Below are 14061 nucleotides of genomic sequence, written 5' to 3'. Positions count from 1 at the left end.
GCATCATCATGAACGGCGTCACCGGCCGCATGGGCACCAACCAGCACCTGGTGCGCTCCATCGCCGCGATCCGCGCCGATGGCGGCGTGCAGCTTCGCCAATGGCGATCGGCTGATGCCCGACCCGATCCTGGTCGGCCGCAACCGGGACAAGCTGGAAGCGCTGGCGCGGGCGCATGGCGTCGCGCGCGTCTCCACCGACCTCGACGCCTGCCTGGCCGATCCGAAGGACGAGCTCTTCTTCGATGCCGCGACCACGCAGCTCCGCGCCGGGCTGATCCGCCAGGCGATCGCCGCCGGCAAGCACGTCTATGTCGAGAAGCCGACCGCCGACCGGCTGGAGGATGCGCTGGACGTCGCGCGCCGCGCCAGGGCCGCCGGCATCAAGCATGGCGTGGTGCAGGACAAGCTCTTCCTGCCCGGGCTGCGCAAGCTGAAGATGGTGATCGACAGCGGCTTTCTCGGCCGCATCTGCAGCGTGAAGGGGGAGTTCGGCTACTGGGTCTTCGAGGGCGATTTGCAGCCCGCGCAACGCCCGTCCTGGAACTACAAGGCGGCCGAGGGCGGCGGCATCATCCTCGATATGCTCTGCCACTGGCGCTACGTGCTGGACAACCTGTTCGGCGAGGTGGAGGCGGTGAGCTGCCTCGGCGCCACGCATATCCCCGAGCGCATCGGCGAGGACGGCCGGCCCTACAAGGCCGATGTCGACGACGCGGCCTATGCGACCTTCCAGCTCAAGGGCGGGGTCGTCGCCGACATCAACTCCAGCTGGGTGACGCGCGTCAGGCGCGACGACCTGGCGACCTTCCAGGTGGACGGCACGCATGGCAGCGCCATCGCCGGGCTGCAGAAGTGCTGGACGCAGAGCCGCGTCAACACGCCGAAGCCGGTCTGGAACCCCGACATCCCGCAGCCGATCGACTTCTTCGCGGGATGGCAGGAAGTGCCGAACAGCCAGGACTACCCGAACGGCTTCCGCGTGCAGTGGGAGATGTTCCTGCGCTACCTCGCCGGCGAGACGAGCAGCTTTCCCTGGGACCTGATGGCCGGCGCCAAGGGCGTGCAGCTGGCGGAGGCCGGGCTGCGGAGCTGGCGCGAGCGGCGCTGGATCGACCTGAAAAAGCTCGAAGCCTAGGACGGCACCCGCCACGCGACGGGTGCCAGACTCACAAAAAGAAAGGGGGGTGCGGGGGTTCCCCCCGCTCTTGCCTCCCTTGCGGGAGACGACGATGCCGACCATCACCCTGCCCACCCCGGACGGCCTGCGCCCCTTCACCCTGAGCGCCCCGCGCGCCTTCCCCAAGGCGACGCCACCCTTCCCGCGCCTGGCGCTCGCGGCCGCGCATGTCGTCGCCGACCCGCTGGCCGAGCAGGACCCCTGGCTCGACGCCAAGGTCGACTGGGACCGCACCATCGCCTTCCGCCGCCACCTCTGGTCGCTCGGCCTCGGCGTGGCGGAGGCCATGGACACCGCGCAGCGCGGCATGGGCCTCGACTGGACGGCGGCGCAGGAAGCTGATCCGGCGCAGCCTCGACGCCATGCAGGACATGCCCGGCGCGGTCATGGCGAGCGGCGCCGGCACCGACCATCTCGCCCCCGGTCCGGACGTCACCATCGACGACGTCATCCGCGCCTATGAGGAGCAATGCGCCGCGGTCGAGCGCATGGGCGGCCGCATCATCCTCATGGCCTCCCGCGCCCTTGCCAAGGCGGCGCGCGGCCCGGCCGACTACGAACGCGTCTATGCCCGCATCCTGTCGCAGGTGAAGCAGCCGGTGATCATCCATTGGCTGGGGGAGATGTTCGACCCCGCGCTCGACGGCTACTGGGGCGAGGCCGACCACTACAAGGCGATGGAGACGGCGCTCGCCGTCATCCGCGACAGCGCCGCCAAGGTGGATGGCGTGAAAATCAGCCTGCTCGACAAGGAGAAGGAGATCGCCATGCGCCGGCGCCTGCCGGGCGGGGTGCGCATGTATACCGGCGACGACTTCAACTACCCGGAGCTGATCGCCGGCGATGCGGAGGGCCATTCCGACGCGCTGCTCGGCATCTTCGACCCGATCGCGCCGGCGGTGGGCGGCGCGCTGGCGGCACTCTCCGCCAATGACCTGCCCGGCTTCCACGCCATCCTGGCGCCGACCGTGCCGCTGTCGCGCCATATCTTCCAGTCGCCGACCCGCTTCTACAAGACGGGCGTGGTCTTCATGGCCTGGCTGAACGGCCACCAGGACCATTTCACCATGGTTGGCGGCCAGCAATCGACCCGCAGCATCCAGCACCTGGCGGAGCTGTTCCGCCTGGCCGATACGGCGGGGCTGCTGAGCGATCCGGACCTTGCGGCGGCGCGCATGCGCTCGCTGCTCGCGGTGTACGGCATCGCATGAGCCCGCCCGGTCCCCTCAGCCTCAACACCGTCACAGTGAAGGAACGCTGGGGTCTCGCCGACTGCATCGAGGGCTGCGCCCGGCACGGCATCCCCGGCATCTCGCCCTGGCGGGACGTGCTTCACGCCATGGGCGTCGAGGCCGCGGCGCAGCAGATACGCGATGCGGGTCTGGCCGTCACCGGCCTCTGCCGCGGCGGCATGTTCCCCGCGGCCGAGGCCGCCGGCCGCGCCGCTGCGATCGAGGACAACCGCCGCGCCATCGCCGAGGCCCATGCGCTGGGCGCCGCCTGCCTCGTGATGGTCTGCGGCGGCCTGCCGCCCGGATCGAAGGACCTGCCCGGCGCGCGGGCCATGGTGCGGGACGGGCTGCACGCCGTCCTGGCCGAGGCACGCGCGGCCGGCGTGACCCTGGCGCTTGAGCCGCTGCACCCAATGACCTGCGCCGACCGCAGCGTGCTGAGCACGCTCGGCCAGGCGCTCGACCTCTGCGACGAATTGGGCGCCGGCACCGGCGTCGCGCTCGACGTCTACCACGTCTGGTGGGATCCGGCGCTGGAACGGGAGATGACGCGCGCCACTGGCCGCATCGCCGCCTTCCATGCCTGCGACTGGCTGGTGCCGACGACCGACCTGGTATTCGACCGCGGCATGATGGGCGACGGCTGCATCGACATCTCCCGCATCCGCGGCATGGCGGAGGCGGCAGGCTACCGGGGCTTCGTCGAGGTGGAAGCTGCTGTCGAAGCGCTGGTGGGCGGAAGACCCCGACGAGGTGCTGCGGCTGATCAAGCAGCGGCACGCAACGGCCTGCTGAAGGGCGGGGCGCTCAGCGCCCCGCCATCCGTTCCAGCACCGGCAGCAGATGCGGCCGCAGCCCGGCGAATTCTCGCTCATCGGGAAATGCCCGAGGCCCGGCATGATCACCGCCGTCGCCCCCGGGATCGCCGCCGCGGTCGCCCGGGTATCCTCCGGCCGGCAGGAATAGTCGAACTCACCGCACAGCAGGGCGACGGGGCAGCGCGCGGTGTCGATACGGGCGAGCTTGCCGCGCAGGTCGCCTTCCTCGGCGTAGAAATGCAGGTCGCCTCGGAACACGCCGGGCCCGCCCTGCATATAATGCCACAGCGTCTCCCACTTGCCAGCCTCGGGCGCAGAGGGTCCGACCAGGCCCGAGACCATCGCGCCGCAGACCTCGCCACCATGGATACGCGCATGGTGCAGGACCGAGAGGTCGTAGTAGCTGCCGGTGAACGCGCTGCCCTGCAGGCCGATGACGCCCCGGAAGCTCTCCGGGTGCTCCGCCGCCAGGTCCAGCACGATCCGGCCGCCGATGGAGCAGCCCATGGCGATCGGCCGGTCGAGCCTGAGCGCCTGCGAAACCGCCATGACCAGCCCGGTATAGCCGGCGGTGGTCAGCCGGTATTCCTCCCCTTCCCAGCCCGCGGGCGGGGAGGACTTGCCATGCCAGGGCATGTCGAAGGCGATGCAGCGGAAGCGTCGGGTGATCTCCGCATCGTTCAGCAGGTCGCGCCACTGCCGGCCGTCGCTGCCGGCGGTGTGCAGCAGCAGCAGCGGCGTGCCCTCGCCCGCTTCCTCGACATAGACGCGGTGCGGCCGGCCCGCGATGTCCATCCGCAGGTAGCGACCGGTTACGGGCTCGAAGGACGGCTCGCCCCAGGGCGTCGCGGGCACCGCAGGCTTCGCCTGCGCCGGGCCCTGCCGCAGCAGCGCCAGCGCGGCCTTGAACCAGGCGAGATGGGCGAAGAAAACCGTGGTGTCGCCCTCGATCCGCAGCGCGCCCTGGCGGCGCAGCGCCAGCAGGTCGTGCCAGCCCGGCACCGGGGCGGGCGCCAGGAAGCGGGCCATGCCCTCAGCGGTGACGCGCAGCGCCAGGGTGAAGGCGGGCAGCACGAAGGGGCCGCGCTGCAGCGCCACCACCTGGCCGCGGCGGATCGCGGCCAGCCAGGCTTTGTCGCCGATCTCGATCAGCACATCGGCATCCAGCGTGCGGCCACGGCGCTCCAGCGCCGCCTCGGCCGCCACGCGCGCCGGCCATCCGGCCATCGCCTGGTCCATGGGCGTTTCCTCCTGTCCTTTTGGGGGAGGGTATCGCCGGCGTCGCTCGCGGTCACGCGGCTTGCCGGCCGGCGCGGCATGCCGTTAGCGTTGCGTAGCGGGCCAACCGCGGGAGGAAGAACGATGCAGGATCCCAAAGCGTCCCTGCCGGGGCGGCGTGGGGCCATGGCGCTCGGCGCCGGGCTGCTCCTCGCCCAGCCGGCCCGCGCCATCACCACCGCCGATGTGCCGGCGCCAAGCTTCCCGCTGGAACGCGGTGCCAGGCTGAGGGTGCTGCGCCCGGCCAAGTACATCGACCCAGACGAGGCGATCTTCAACGCCAACACGAAGCGTTTCACGGAGAAGACCGGGATCGAAGTCCGCGTCGACTACGTGAACTGGCCGGACATGCCGGTGCAGGTCGCGGTCGCCACCAATACGGGGCAGGGGGCTGACGTCATCATCGGCTTCAGCGCCGACCCGCATCTCTATGCCGACAAGCTGCTCGAGGTCACCGACCTCGCCGACTACCTCGGCGCAAAATACGGCGGCTGGTACGAGCTGGCGGAGACCTACGGAAGGCGCTGGAAATCCAAGGCTTGGCTCGGCCTGCCGATGGGCGGCACCACCGGCCCGGTGGTCTACCGCAAGTCCTGGGTGAAGGAGGCCGGGTTCGATGGCATTCCGAACGACCTCGGCGAATTCCTCAAGCTCTGCCAGGGGCTGAAGCGCATCGGCCATCCCTGCGGCTTCGCACTAAGCCACGCGCCGGGCGACGCGCCGGGCTACGCCAACTGGCTGCTCTGGTCGCATGGCGCATCGCTGGTGGATGAGGAAGGCAAGGTCACGCTGGACAGCCCGCAGACCTCCCGCGCACTCGACTACGCCCGCGCGATGCAGGAGACGATGGTGGCGGGCACGATGGCCTGGAACGGGGTTAGCAACAACCGCGCCTTCATCTCCGGCGAGATCGGCCTGACCCAGAACGGCGTCTCGGTCTATTACTCGTTGAAGACCGCGACGGACGCGGCGCAAAACGCCATCGCCGCGGACACCGATCATGCCGAGATGCCCTACGGCGCTGCGAAGAAGGCGCCGGAGACGGCGCTGACGCTGTGCGCCATGGTGCCGAAATACACCCGCGTGCCGAATGCGGCGAAGGAATACATCCGCTTCATGATGGAGGCGGAGCAGTACGATCCCTGGCTCACCGGCTGCCTCGGCTACTGGTCGCAGCCGCTGAAGGCCTATGCGCAAAGCGCGGTCTGGGCTTCTGACCCCAAGCTGAAGGTCTATAGCGACGCCATGGATACCCCCTTCTACGAGGGCTATCGTGGCCCGATCACCCCGGCCGCCGGGGCGGTCGGCGAGAATTGGGTGGTGGTCGACATGTTTGCCCGCGTCGTCACCGGCCAGCAGAAGCCGGCCGAGAGCATGCGGGAAGCGCAGCGCGCGGCCCAGCGTTGGTACAGGACGTGAGGGAGGCCAAGACAATGCTCACCCAGGCTCAGAAGGACGAATACGAGAGCGTCGGCGCCATCGTGGTGCCGGACGTGCTGAGCCCGGCCGAGGTCGCCGAGCTGCGCGCGGTGACCGATGGCTTCGTCGAGCGTGCCCGCGCCGTCACCACGCATGACGCAATCTACGATCTCGAGGACAGCCACACCCCTGCGCAACCGCGCGTCCGCCGGATCAAGGCGCCGCACGTGCACCATGCCGCCTATGCGGCGCTGGTGCGGCACCCGAAGATCGTCGCGGTGCTGCAGGATCTCTGGGGCCCCGACATCCGCTTCGATACCGCCAAGCTGAATCTGAAATCGGCCGGCTTCGGCGCCGCGGTCGAATGGCACCAGGACTGGGCCTTCTACCCGCACACCAACGACGACCTGGCCGCCGTCGGCGTGATGATGGACGACATGGAGCTGGAGAACGGCCCCCTGCTGATCATCCCGGGCAGCCACAAGGACCCGGTGGTGCACGACCATCATGGGGAAGACGGCCGCTTTTGCGGCGCTATGGACCCAGCCAAGAAGGAAGTGGATTACGGCGCGGCGGTGCCGCTGACCGGGAAGGCGGGCTCGATCACCGTCCACCATGTGCGCGCGGTGCATGGCTCGGCCCCCAACACATCGAACCGCGATCGGCGGCTGCTGCTGTTCCAGTTCCGCGCCGCGGATGCCTGGCCGCTTCTGGGCTTCCCCGACGGGATGGAGGCCTATGACAAGCTGATGGTCGCGGGCAAGCCGACCCTGACGCCGCGGCTGGAAGCGGTGCCGGTGAAGTTGCCGCTGCCGCCAGCGGAGAAGCAGGGCTCGATTTACGAGAACCAGAAGGGGTTGAAGAACCGCTTCTTCGCCGCCGCCGCAGAGTGATTGCGGGGGTTTAACCCGCAGGAACGAAACGATGGCTTGCCATGCGGCGTTTCCACTGCATGGCCGAACCATCCCCCTTCGCCCGCGCCGCGCAATGGGCTTCCTGCCAGGCCGGGCGGTCCTGGGCTTTCATCACGGCGGTCGGCGTGGTGCTGGCCTGGGCGGTGACCGGACCGGTTTTCGGCTTCTCCGATACCTGGCAGCTGGTGATCAACACCGGCACGACCATCATCACCTTCCTAATGGTCTTCCTGATCCAACACGCGCAGAACCGCGACACCCAGGCGATCCACGTGAAACTCGACGAGCTGATCCGGGCGACCAAGGGCGCCCACAACCGGCTCATCGCGTTAGAGGACCAGAGCGAGGAGGAGCTGGCCGCGGCGCGGGAGGAACTGCGCCGGGTCGCCGATGCCGGGAACGCTGCGGTCGAGCAGGCGAAGCGGCTGGTGGAGGCGAAGCAGTAGCCGCCGCCCCCTGACCATCGGGACATAAGGCGCTACATACGGGGCAGACAGGAGCTTGCCCCGTGGTCGCCATCACCTCGCCCGCCTTCAAGGAGAACGCCGCCCGCGCCCTGGCCGATCCCGGCCTGCAGAAGGCGCTCGGCACCGCCAAGGGCGCCTTCCTGCAGCGCCGCGCCCAGGCGGTGGCCAATCTGCCGGAATTCGAGCAGCTCCGGAATATCGGCCGCGACATCAAGAACCATACCTTGGCCAATCTCGACTTCTATCTCGAGGCTTATGAGGCGAAGGTGCTGGCGGCCGGCGGCAAGGTCCATTGGTGCAGCACGCCCGACGACGCCCGCGCCGCGGTGCTGGAGATCTGCCGCAAGGCGGGGGCGAAGACCGTCACCAAGGGCAAGTCGATGATCTCCGAGGAGCTCGGGATCAACGCGCATCTTGAAGCCAACGGCATCCGCCCGGTCGAGACCGATCTCGGCGAGTACATCCTGCAGCTCCGTCAGGAGCACCCCAGCCACATCATCGCCCCCGCCTTCCACCTGAACCGGGAGGATTGGGAGGCCGATTTCCGCCGCCTGCACACCGACCTGCCGGCCGACCGCGTCTTCGCCGAGCGCCGCGACATCCTGGCCGAGGCCCGCACCAAGCTGCGGGAGAAGTTCCTCCAGGCCGATGTCGGCATCACCGGCGCCAATTTCCTGATCGCCGAGACCGGCAGCAGCGTCATCGTCACTAACGAGGGCAATGGCGACCTCACCCAGACCCTGCCGCGGGTCCACATCGCACTGGCCAGCATCGAGAAGGTCGTCCCGACGCTGGAGGACGCGACCAGCCTGCTGCGGCTGCTGGCGCGCTCCGCCACGGGCCAGGACTTCTCGGTCTACACCACCTTCTCCACGGGCGCGCGGCGGGAGCCCGACCTGGACGGGCCGGAGGAGTACCACGTGGTGCTCATCGACGGCGGCCGGTCCAACATGCTCGGCACCGACTTCCAGGAGATGCTGCGCTGCATCCGCTGCGCCGCCTGCATGAACCACTGCCCGGTTTATGGCGCGGTCGGCGGGCATGCCTATGGCTGGGTCTATCCGGGGCCGATGGGCTCGGTGCTGACGCCCTCGCTGGTTGGTATCGACAAGACCGGGCTGCTGCCCAATGCCTCCACCTTCTGCGGCCGTTGCGAGAGCGTCTGCCCGGTGAAGATCCCGCTGCCGAAGCTGATGCGGCATTGGCGGGAGCGCGAGTTCGAGCGGCACCTGACGCCGACGGCGCAGCGCAGCAACCTGAACCTCTGGGCCTGGTTCGCCCGCCGGCCCACCGCCTATCGCTGGGCGACCCGGGCGGCGATCGGCGCGCTCGGGCTGCTCGGGCGCGGCAAGGGCGCCTTCCGCTCCCTGCCCTTGGCCGGCGGCTGGACCGAGGGGCGCGACCTGCCGGCGCCGGAGCCGGGCGGCACCTTCATGGCCCGCTATTCCAAGGCGCAGCGGGAGGCGCGGCGATGACCAAGGACGCCATTCTCGGCGCCATCCGCCGCGGCCTGAAGCGCGGGCCGCTGCCGGCCGACCAGCAGGCGATGCTGGCCGGGCGGCTGGCGACGCATCCGCGCCACCTGATCCCGGCCCGCTCCCGGCTGCCGCGGCCGGACCAGGTGGCGCTGTTCATCCGCAACGTCGAGAAGGAGTTCGGCACGGTCGAGCGCGTGCCGGACCTCGCCGGCGTGCCGGCGGCGCTCGCCGAGTATCTCGCGGCGCAGAACCTGCCCTCCCGCTTCGTCATGGCGCCGAACCCGGAATTCGAGACCATCCCCTGGTCCGACCGCCCGCTGCTGGAATTCGAGCGGCGGCGGGCCGAGGCGACCGACCAGGTCAGCCTGCAGCATGGCTGGGCTGCGGTGGCCGAGACGGGCACGCTGATGCTGCCCTCCGCCCCAGGCCGCCCCACCACGCTGAACCTGCTGGCGGAGACCGAGGTGGTGGTGCTGCGCGCCAGCGCCATCGTCGGCGCCTATGAGGAAGCCTGGGACCGCCTCCGGGCGGAGAACCAGGACGCGCGATCGGGTGGCTTCATGCCGCGCAACATCATGTTCGTCACCGGCCCCTCGCGCTCGGCGGATATCGAGCAGACGCTGGAGCTCGGCGCGCATGGGCCGCGGCGGCTGCACATCATCCTCGTGGACGACGACCCGGCGGCGCTGCCGATGGGCGATGCGGTCGCGCCGCCGCCGGTAGCGGTGCCCGGCGGTCCCGCCGCCCCCGGCGACTGAGCATCCCGTGGCGTCCTGGCTGAAACCGGCGGCGCTTTCGCGCCCGCGCGCCCGGCAGGGGCTGACCGAAGCCGAACGCACGCTCTGGCAGATCTACACCAGCCGCGCCCAGGTGGCGCCGCTGCCGGGCAAGGCACTGACGCCGCCGCCCGCCCCGGTCCCGCCGCCCACGGCCGCCATGTCCGGCGCGCCCGCGGCGCCGGGCCTCGTGCCCTCGAAGCCGCGGCCGGCGCCGCCGCATCGCGGGGTCGAGCTGCAGATCGGCCATGCCCCGGCCGGGCTCGACACCAAGCGCTGGAAGGCGCTGCGCCGGGGGAGATGCGGCCGGAGCGGACGCTCGACCTGCATGGCCGCCGCGTGCAGGACGCGCACGGGGCTGTTCGTCGGTTCCTGCACGACGCCCAGGGCGACGGCATCCGCTGCGTCGCCATCGTCACCGGCAAGGGCTCAGCAGGGCAGGAGATTGGCGTGCTGCGGCGGGAGCTGCCGCATTGGCTGAACGCGCCCGAGCTGCGGCACCTGCTGCTGGGCGCGGCGCATTACGCGGCCGGCAATCCCGGCGCCGTGGTGCTGCTGCTGCGCCGGGGGAAAGGTGCCGGCCGGTGACGCCCTTCGGCGCCCGGCTCCGGGCGCTGCGGGAATCCCGCGGCGTCAGCCAAGCCGAACTGGCCCAGGCCCTGCACGTCTCGCCCGCCTATCTCTCAGCGCTCGAGCATGGGCATCGCGGACGGCCCTCGCCCGGGCTGATCCACCAAGTGAATGAATTCTTCGGCCTGATCTGGGACGATGCCGAGGAAATGGTGCGGCTCGCCCGCGTCTCGCACCCGCGGGTGGTGGTGGACACCGCGGGGCTGAGCGCCGAGGCGACCGCGCTGGCCAACCGCCTGGCGCGCGACATCCGCCGGCTGAAGCCGGAAACCCTGGCGGCGCTGGCGGCGGTTCTGGATGCGGCGTCGCCTGAGGGCTGACGCCTCAGGCCGCGGCCGGCAGACCGCCGAGCAGCCGCGCCGCATGCGTCACATGCCGCAGGCCATGGGTCTTCGCCGAGACCAACACCCCGGTATGCCGGTTGTCGTACAGGGTGGTGACGCCGAAGCCATGGCTGCGCAGCAGCAGAAAATGGTCGGTGATCCGCACAAGGTACCAGCCGGGTGCCAGCCCGTCCCGGGCGAAGCGGATCAGGCTGCGGCGCTTCTCGGGCAAGTCCAGCGGCGCATGCGCGACCCCGGCCACCTCCAACGCGCCCAGCAGGTCGCGCCAGTAGGCGGTCACGATCGGGCCCTCGGCAGGGTACCAGGCGGGTGCTATGCTGCGGAGCAACATGCTGGCTTCGGCATAGCTGCGGCCGGTCGCCAGCGCGAGGCTGGCGGGGCCGCACCAGGGGTCTCCCCATGGTTCTCCTCCAGCAGCGCCAAGTGGCCGCGGAGCCGCAGGGCGGAGTCGCTGCGATGGCCGGCTTCGGCGCGCGGTGCCTCGTCGATCGGCCGCTGCTGCAATCTCATGGAACATGCCCTGCGCAGGAAGACGGCGAAGCCGCCATCATCACAGGATCGTGTATTATCACATTGTAGTCAATAAGCGATGCTAAATAACAAATCCGGTTGCTTAGCGCAGCAGCACCCCATGCTGCCGAAGGTAGTTTAACAAGGGCAGCAGCGGCAGCCCGAGGATGGCGCTGTGCTCGCCCTCGACCCGGTCGAAGAGCTGCACACCGGGGCCCTCCAACCGGTAGGCGCCGACCGAGCCCAGCACCGCCTCGCCCTCCACCGCCAGATAGGTCTCGAGGAATCCGTCCGAGAAGTCCCGCATCGTCAGCCGCGGCCGGGCGAGGTGCTGCCAGATCCGCGCCCCGCCGCGCCAGCAGACCATGGCCGAGACCAGCTCATGCGTCTGGCCGCGCAGCGCCCGCAGGTGCTCCCGCGCGTCGTCCATCCCCACCGGCTTGTCGAACCATCGGTCGCCGCAGACCAGCATCTGGTCGGCACCAATCACCAGCGCCTCCGGGTGCCGGCTGGCGATGCGCTGCGCCTTGGCCTCGGCCAGCAGCATCGCCGCCTCCTCCACCGCGATGCCCTCGGCCTGGGCACTCTCCTTGATCGCGGCCTCGTCCACCGCGGCGGCCTGTGCGGTGAAGCGCAGCCCGGCCGCCGCCAGTACCGCCCGGCGGGCGGTGGAGGCGCTGGCCAGGATCAGCGCGGGCGACGCGGCCTGCAGGGCCGGGCTCACGAGGCCGGCCTTGCGCCTCGGCCTCAGCCTGGCCGCGGCGGGCGTGCCAGGCCTCCATCAGCTGCAGGACGGTTGCCGCCGTCTCCTCGATGCTGCGTCGGGTCACGTCGATCACCGGCCAGCCATGCGCAGTGCAGAGCCGCCGGGCCTGGAGGATCTCCGCTTTCACGCTCTCCGGGTCGATGTAGTCGGTCGTGTCCTGGCGGACGCCATCGGCGCCGATCAGCCGCAGCCGGTGCCGGCGGATCTCGATCAGCGCCGCCGTTTCGATGGTCAGTCCGACCACCGGGCAGCGCGGGTTGTCGAGCTCGGGCGGCAAAGTGGCATGCGGCACGATCGGCACGTTGGCCGCCTTGATGCCCCGGTTCGCCAGATAGAAGCAGGTCGGCGTCTTGGACGACCGGGAGACGCCGACCAGGCAGACATCCGCCTCGGCGATCCCCGCCGTGCCCTGGCCGTCGTCATGCGCCAGGACGTAGTGCATGGCGTCGATCCGGCGGAAGTAGTCGGCGTCCATGACATGCTGCGCCGCCCGCTTCTCCTTCGCCTGGGCGCCGATCTGGCCCTGCAGCAGGTCCATGGTTTGGTCGAGGACCGAGAGGCAGGGTACGCCGAGCCTTTCGCAGATCTCCTCCAGCGCATGCCGCAGGCTGCGATCCACCAGGGTGAACAGCACCGGGCCGGGCTCGTGCTGCAGGCCCTCGAGCACGCGGTCGAGCTGGAGGCGGGAGCGGATGAGGCTCCAGCGGTGGTGGACGACGTGATGGTCCTCAAACCGGGCGAGGGTCGCGCGGGCGATGGAATTCAGCGTCTCCCCGGTGCTGTCGGAGACCAGATGCAGGTTGATGGAACGGAGGGGCATGATGGGGAGGATACCGTGGACAGCGGGGGATACCGGGGAAAACTCTAGCCGCTCGAACGGGATTGGGGGACGGGGTTAACGAGGTCCTGTCCGATCCGACCGGCGGGAGGATCGCGAGGGGGTCCGGCGATGAATCCGGGCGGTCCGGGATTATCCCCAGGATTCAACCGAGTCGCCGCCCGACCTGCCTGTGGACAGGGTTGTGGATGGTTCGCGAGGCAATTGGCTCCACATTGTCCACAGCCATCAACAGACCCTACCACCTTTCAAGAATCCTGTTTTCTTGCGAGAGAGTAGAGCGATGGAGACTGAACGTCCCGCGCCGGGCCAGGCGACCCCCTCGACGACTCAATCCAAGCCGATGCTGCGCGCCCTGGCCGGGGAGACCGTCTGGCCACCGCCGATGTGGCTGATGCGCCAGGCTGGACGCTACCTGCCGGAATACCGGGAAGTCCGGGCCCAGGCCGGCGACTTCATCGCGCTCTGCACCAATCCGGAGATGGCGGCCGAGGTCACGCTGCAGCCGATCCGCCGCTACGGCATGGACGGCGCCATTCTCTTCTCCGACATCCTCATGGTGCCCTGGGCCATGGGCCAGCCGCTGCGCTTCGCGGAAGGCGAAGGACCGCAACTCGAGCCGGTCCGCACCGCCGCGGCGATCGAGGCGCTCGATCCCACGGTCTGCGCCGGCAATGCTGCGCCGATCATCCAGACCGTGCGCCTGGTCCGTGCCGCGCTCGACGCCCATGCCCAGAAGACCACGCTGATCGGCTTCGCCGGCAGCCCCTGGACGGTCGCCTGCTACATGGTAGAAGGCCATGGCAGCCGCGACTTCGCCGCGGCCCGCGGTATGGCTTATGGCGAGCCCCAGCTTTTCGGCAAGCTGATCCGCACGCTGGTGGAGGCGACCACCGCCTATCTGCTGGCCCAGGCCGAGGCCGGGGCCGAGGCGCTGATGCTGTTCGACAGCTGGGCCGGCACCCTCTCGCCTTCCCAGTTCCGCCGCTGGGTGATCGACCCGACCGGGCAGATCGTCCGCGCCATCCGCAAGGTGAACCCGGCGATCCCGATCATCGGCTTCCCGCGCCTCGCCGGTCCGATGCTGGCCGAATACGCCCAGCGGACCGGGGTTCAGTGCCTCGGCGTCGACACCACCATGGACCTGCGCTGGGCGGCCTCGGCGGTCGCGCCGAACCAGGCGCTGCAGGGCAACCTGGATCCGCTGGCGCTGGTCGCCGGCGGCATGGCGCTGGAGGCCGAGGCGCGCAGCATTCTCGGGACCATGCGGGGGCGGCCCTACATCTTCAACCTCGGGCATGGGATCGAGAAGGTGACCCCGCCCGAGCATGTCTCCGCCCTGGTGCGGCTGGTCCGGACCGGCTGAGTCACGGCCGGAGCGGAGCGCGGGCTTGACCTCCCTTGCCGGCATG

12 protein-coding genes and 4 pseudogenes are annotated in these 14061 nt (G+C 70.0%); 11 read left to right on the top strand and 5 right to left on the bottom strand.

Going from position 1 to position 14061, the window contains the following annotated elements; translation table 11 throughout:
• Positions 1-114: 114 nt before the first annotated feature.
• From ACQ86J_RS19400 to ACQ86J_RS19390, 3 genes and pseudogenes are all read left to right on the top strand, one after another.
• A complete protein-coding gene (locus tag ACQ86J_RS19400) occupies positions 115-1137 on the top strand; it encodes a Gfo/Idh/MocA family protein (protein WP_431266791.1) in 1023 nt (340 codons plus the stop codon).
• A gap of 94 nt (positions 1138-1231) precedes the next feature.
• Positions 1232-2390: pseudogene (locus tag ACQ86J_RS19395) on the top strand (dihydrodipicolinate synthase family protein).
• A pseudogene (locus ACQ86J_RS19390) lies at positions 2387-3097 on the top strand (sugar phosphate isomerase/epimerase family protein); the annotation flags it as partial. The pseudogenes ACQ86J_RS19395 and ACQ86J_RS19390, both read left to right, overlap by 4 nt.
• 612 nt (positions 3098-3709) lie before the next feature.
• On the opposite strand, the pseudogene ACQ86J_RS19385 reads toward ACQ86J_RS19390, so the two are convergent.
• Positions 3710-4024 (bottom strand): annotated as a pseudogene (locus ACQ86J_RS19385) (alpha/beta fold hydrolase); the annotation flags it as partial.
• Between the two features lie 567 nt (positions 4025-4591).
• Here ACQ86J_RS19385 and ACQ86J_RS19380 point away from each other — a divergent pair.
• From ACQ86J_RS19380 to ACQ86J_RS19360, 5 genes are all read left to right on the top strand, one after another.
• Positions 4592-5926 carry an ABC transporter substrate-binding protein gene (locus tag ACQ86J_RS19380; RefSeq protein WP_431272466.1) on the top strand — a complete coding sequence of 445 codons (1335 nt, stop codon included), beginning with the start codon at positions 4592-4594 and terminating at the stop codon, positions 5924-5926.
• A 14-nt stretch (positions 5927-5940) separates the two neighbouring features.
• Positions 5941-6819: a phytanoyl-CoA dioxygenase family protein gene (locus ACQ86J_RS19375; RefSeq protein WP_431266790.1), complete on the top strand. Its 879-nt coding sequence runs from the start codon at positions 5941-5943 to the stop codon at positions 6817-6819.
• A 41-nt stretch (positions 6820-6860) separates the two neighbouring features.
• Positions 6861-7286 carry a low affinity iron permease family protein gene (locus tag ACQ86J_RS19370; protein WP_431266789.1) on the top strand — a complete coding sequence of 142 codons (426 nt, stop codon included), beginning with the start codon at positions 6861-6863 and terminating at the stop codon, positions 7284-7286.
• A gap of 62 nt (positions 7287-7348) precedes the next feature.
• A complete protein-coding gene (locus ACQ86J_RS19365) occupies positions 7349-8782 on the top strand; it encodes a LutB/LldF family L-lactate oxidation iron-sulfur protein (RefSeq protein WP_431266788.1) in 1434 nt (477 codons plus the stop codon).
• Positions 8779-9543, top strand: coding sequence for a LutC/YkgG family protein (locus ACQ86J_RS19360; protein ID WP_431266787.1), 765 nt, complete (start codon positions 8779-8781; stop codon positions 9541-9543). Before ACQ86J_RS19365 ends, ACQ86J_RS19360 begins: the two co-directional genes overlap by 4 nt.
• 93 nt (positions 9544-9636) lie before the next feature.
• Here ACQ86J_RS19360 and ACQ86J_RS19355 read toward each other — a convergent pair whose 3' ends face one another.
• Positions 9637-9831 carry a hypothetical protein gene (locus tag ACQ86J_RS19355; RefSeq protein WP_431266786.1) on the bottom strand — a complete coding sequence of 65 codons (195 nt, stop codon included), beginning with the start codon at positions 9829-9831 and terminating at the stop codon, positions 9637-9639.
• Positions 9832-9861: 30 nt separating this feature from the next.
• Between ACQ86J_RS19355 and ACQ86J_RS19350 the strand changes: the two genes are divergently transcribed.
• Positions 9862-10149 (top strand): Smr/MutS family protein, encoded by a 288-nt coding sequence (locus ACQ86J_RS19350; RefSeq protein ID WP_431266785.1) that lies wholly within the window; start codon positions 9862-9864, stop codon positions 10147-10149.
• On the top strand, positions 10146-10511 hold the full coding sequence (locus tag ACQ86J_RS19345) for a helix-turn-helix domain-containing protein (protein ID WP_431266784.1): 366 nt from the start codon (positions 10146-10148) through the stop codon (positions 10509-10511). The genes ACQ86J_RS19350 and ACQ86J_RS19345 overlap by 4 nt, the downstream gene beginning before the upstream one ends.
• A gap of 4 nt (positions 10512-10515) precedes the next feature.
• On the opposite strand, the gene ACQ86J_RS19340 is transcribed toward ACQ86J_RS19345, so the two are convergent.
• The 3 genes and pseudogenes from ACQ86J_RS19340 to ACQ86J_RS19330 all read right to left on the bottom strand — a co-directional run.
• Positions 10516-10815: a hypothetical protein gene (locus ACQ86J_RS19340; protein ID WP_431266783.1), complete on the bottom strand. Its 300-nt coding sequence runs from the start codon at positions 10813-10815 to the stop codon at positions 10516-10518.
• Between the two features lie 333 nt (positions 10816-11148).
• On the bottom strand, positions 11149-11769 hold the full coding sequence (locus ACQ86J_RS19335; protein ID WP_431266782.1) for a Maf family protein: 621 nt from the start codon (positions 11767-11769) through the stop codon (positions 11149-11151).
• Positions 11770-11803: 34 nt separating this feature from the next.
• Positions 11804-12631 (bottom strand): annotated as a pseudogene (locus tag ACQ86J_RS19330) (pyruvate, water dikinase regulatory protein); the annotation flags it as partial.
• A 301-nt stretch (positions 12632-12932) separates the two neighbouring features.
• Between ACQ86J_RS19330 and hemE the strand changes: the two are divergent.
• A complete protein-coding gene (hemE, locus tag ACQ86J_RS19325) occupies positions 12933-14015 on the top strand; it encodes a uroporphyrinogen decarboxylase (RefSeq protein WP_431266781.1) in 1083 nt (360 codons plus the stop codon).
• Positions 14016-14061: the final 46 nt, after the last annotated feature.

The organism is Dankookia sp. P2 (assembly GCF_050632255.1).
In the GTDB taxonomy this organism is placed as follows: Bacteria; Pseudomonadota; Alphaproteobacteria; order Acetobacterales; family Acetobacteraceae; genus Paracraurococcus.
Note: the sequence above shows the minus strand (reverse complement) of the source record. Positions and strands in the feature narration are given on the sequence as shown.

Excerpts from the sequence above, each read along its gene's own strand:
- hemE (WP_431266781.1), top strand. The coding sequence starts at position 12,933 with ATGGAGACTGAACGTCCCGCGCCGGGCCAGGCGACCCCCTCGACGACT.
- ACQ86J_RS19360 (WP_431266787.1), top strand. The coding sequence starts at position 8,779 with ATGACCAAGGACGCCATTCTCGGCGCCATCCGCCGCGGCCTGAAGCGC.
- ACQ86J_RS19350 (WP_431266785.1), top strand. The coding sequence starts at position 9,862 with ATGCGGCCGGAGCGGACGCTCGACCTGCATGGCCGCCGCGTGCAGGAC.
- ACQ86J_RS19375 (WP_431266790.1), top strand. The coding sequence starts at position 5,941 with ATGCTCACCCAGGCTCAGAAGGACGAATACGAGAGCGTCGGCGCCATC.
- ACQ86J_RS19370 (WP_431266789.1), top strand. The coding sequence starts at position 6,861 with ATGCGGCGTTTCCACTGCATGGCCGAACCATCCCCCTTCGCCCGCGCC.
- ACQ86J_RS19400 (WP_431266791.1), top strand. The coding sequence starts at position 115 with ATGCCCGACCCGATCCTGGTCGGCCGCAACCGGGACAAGCTGGAAGCG.
- ACQ86J_RS19380 (WP_431272466.1), top strand. The coding sequence starts at position 4,592 with ATGCAGGATCCCAAAGCGTCCCTGCCGGGGCGGCGTGGGGCCATGGCG.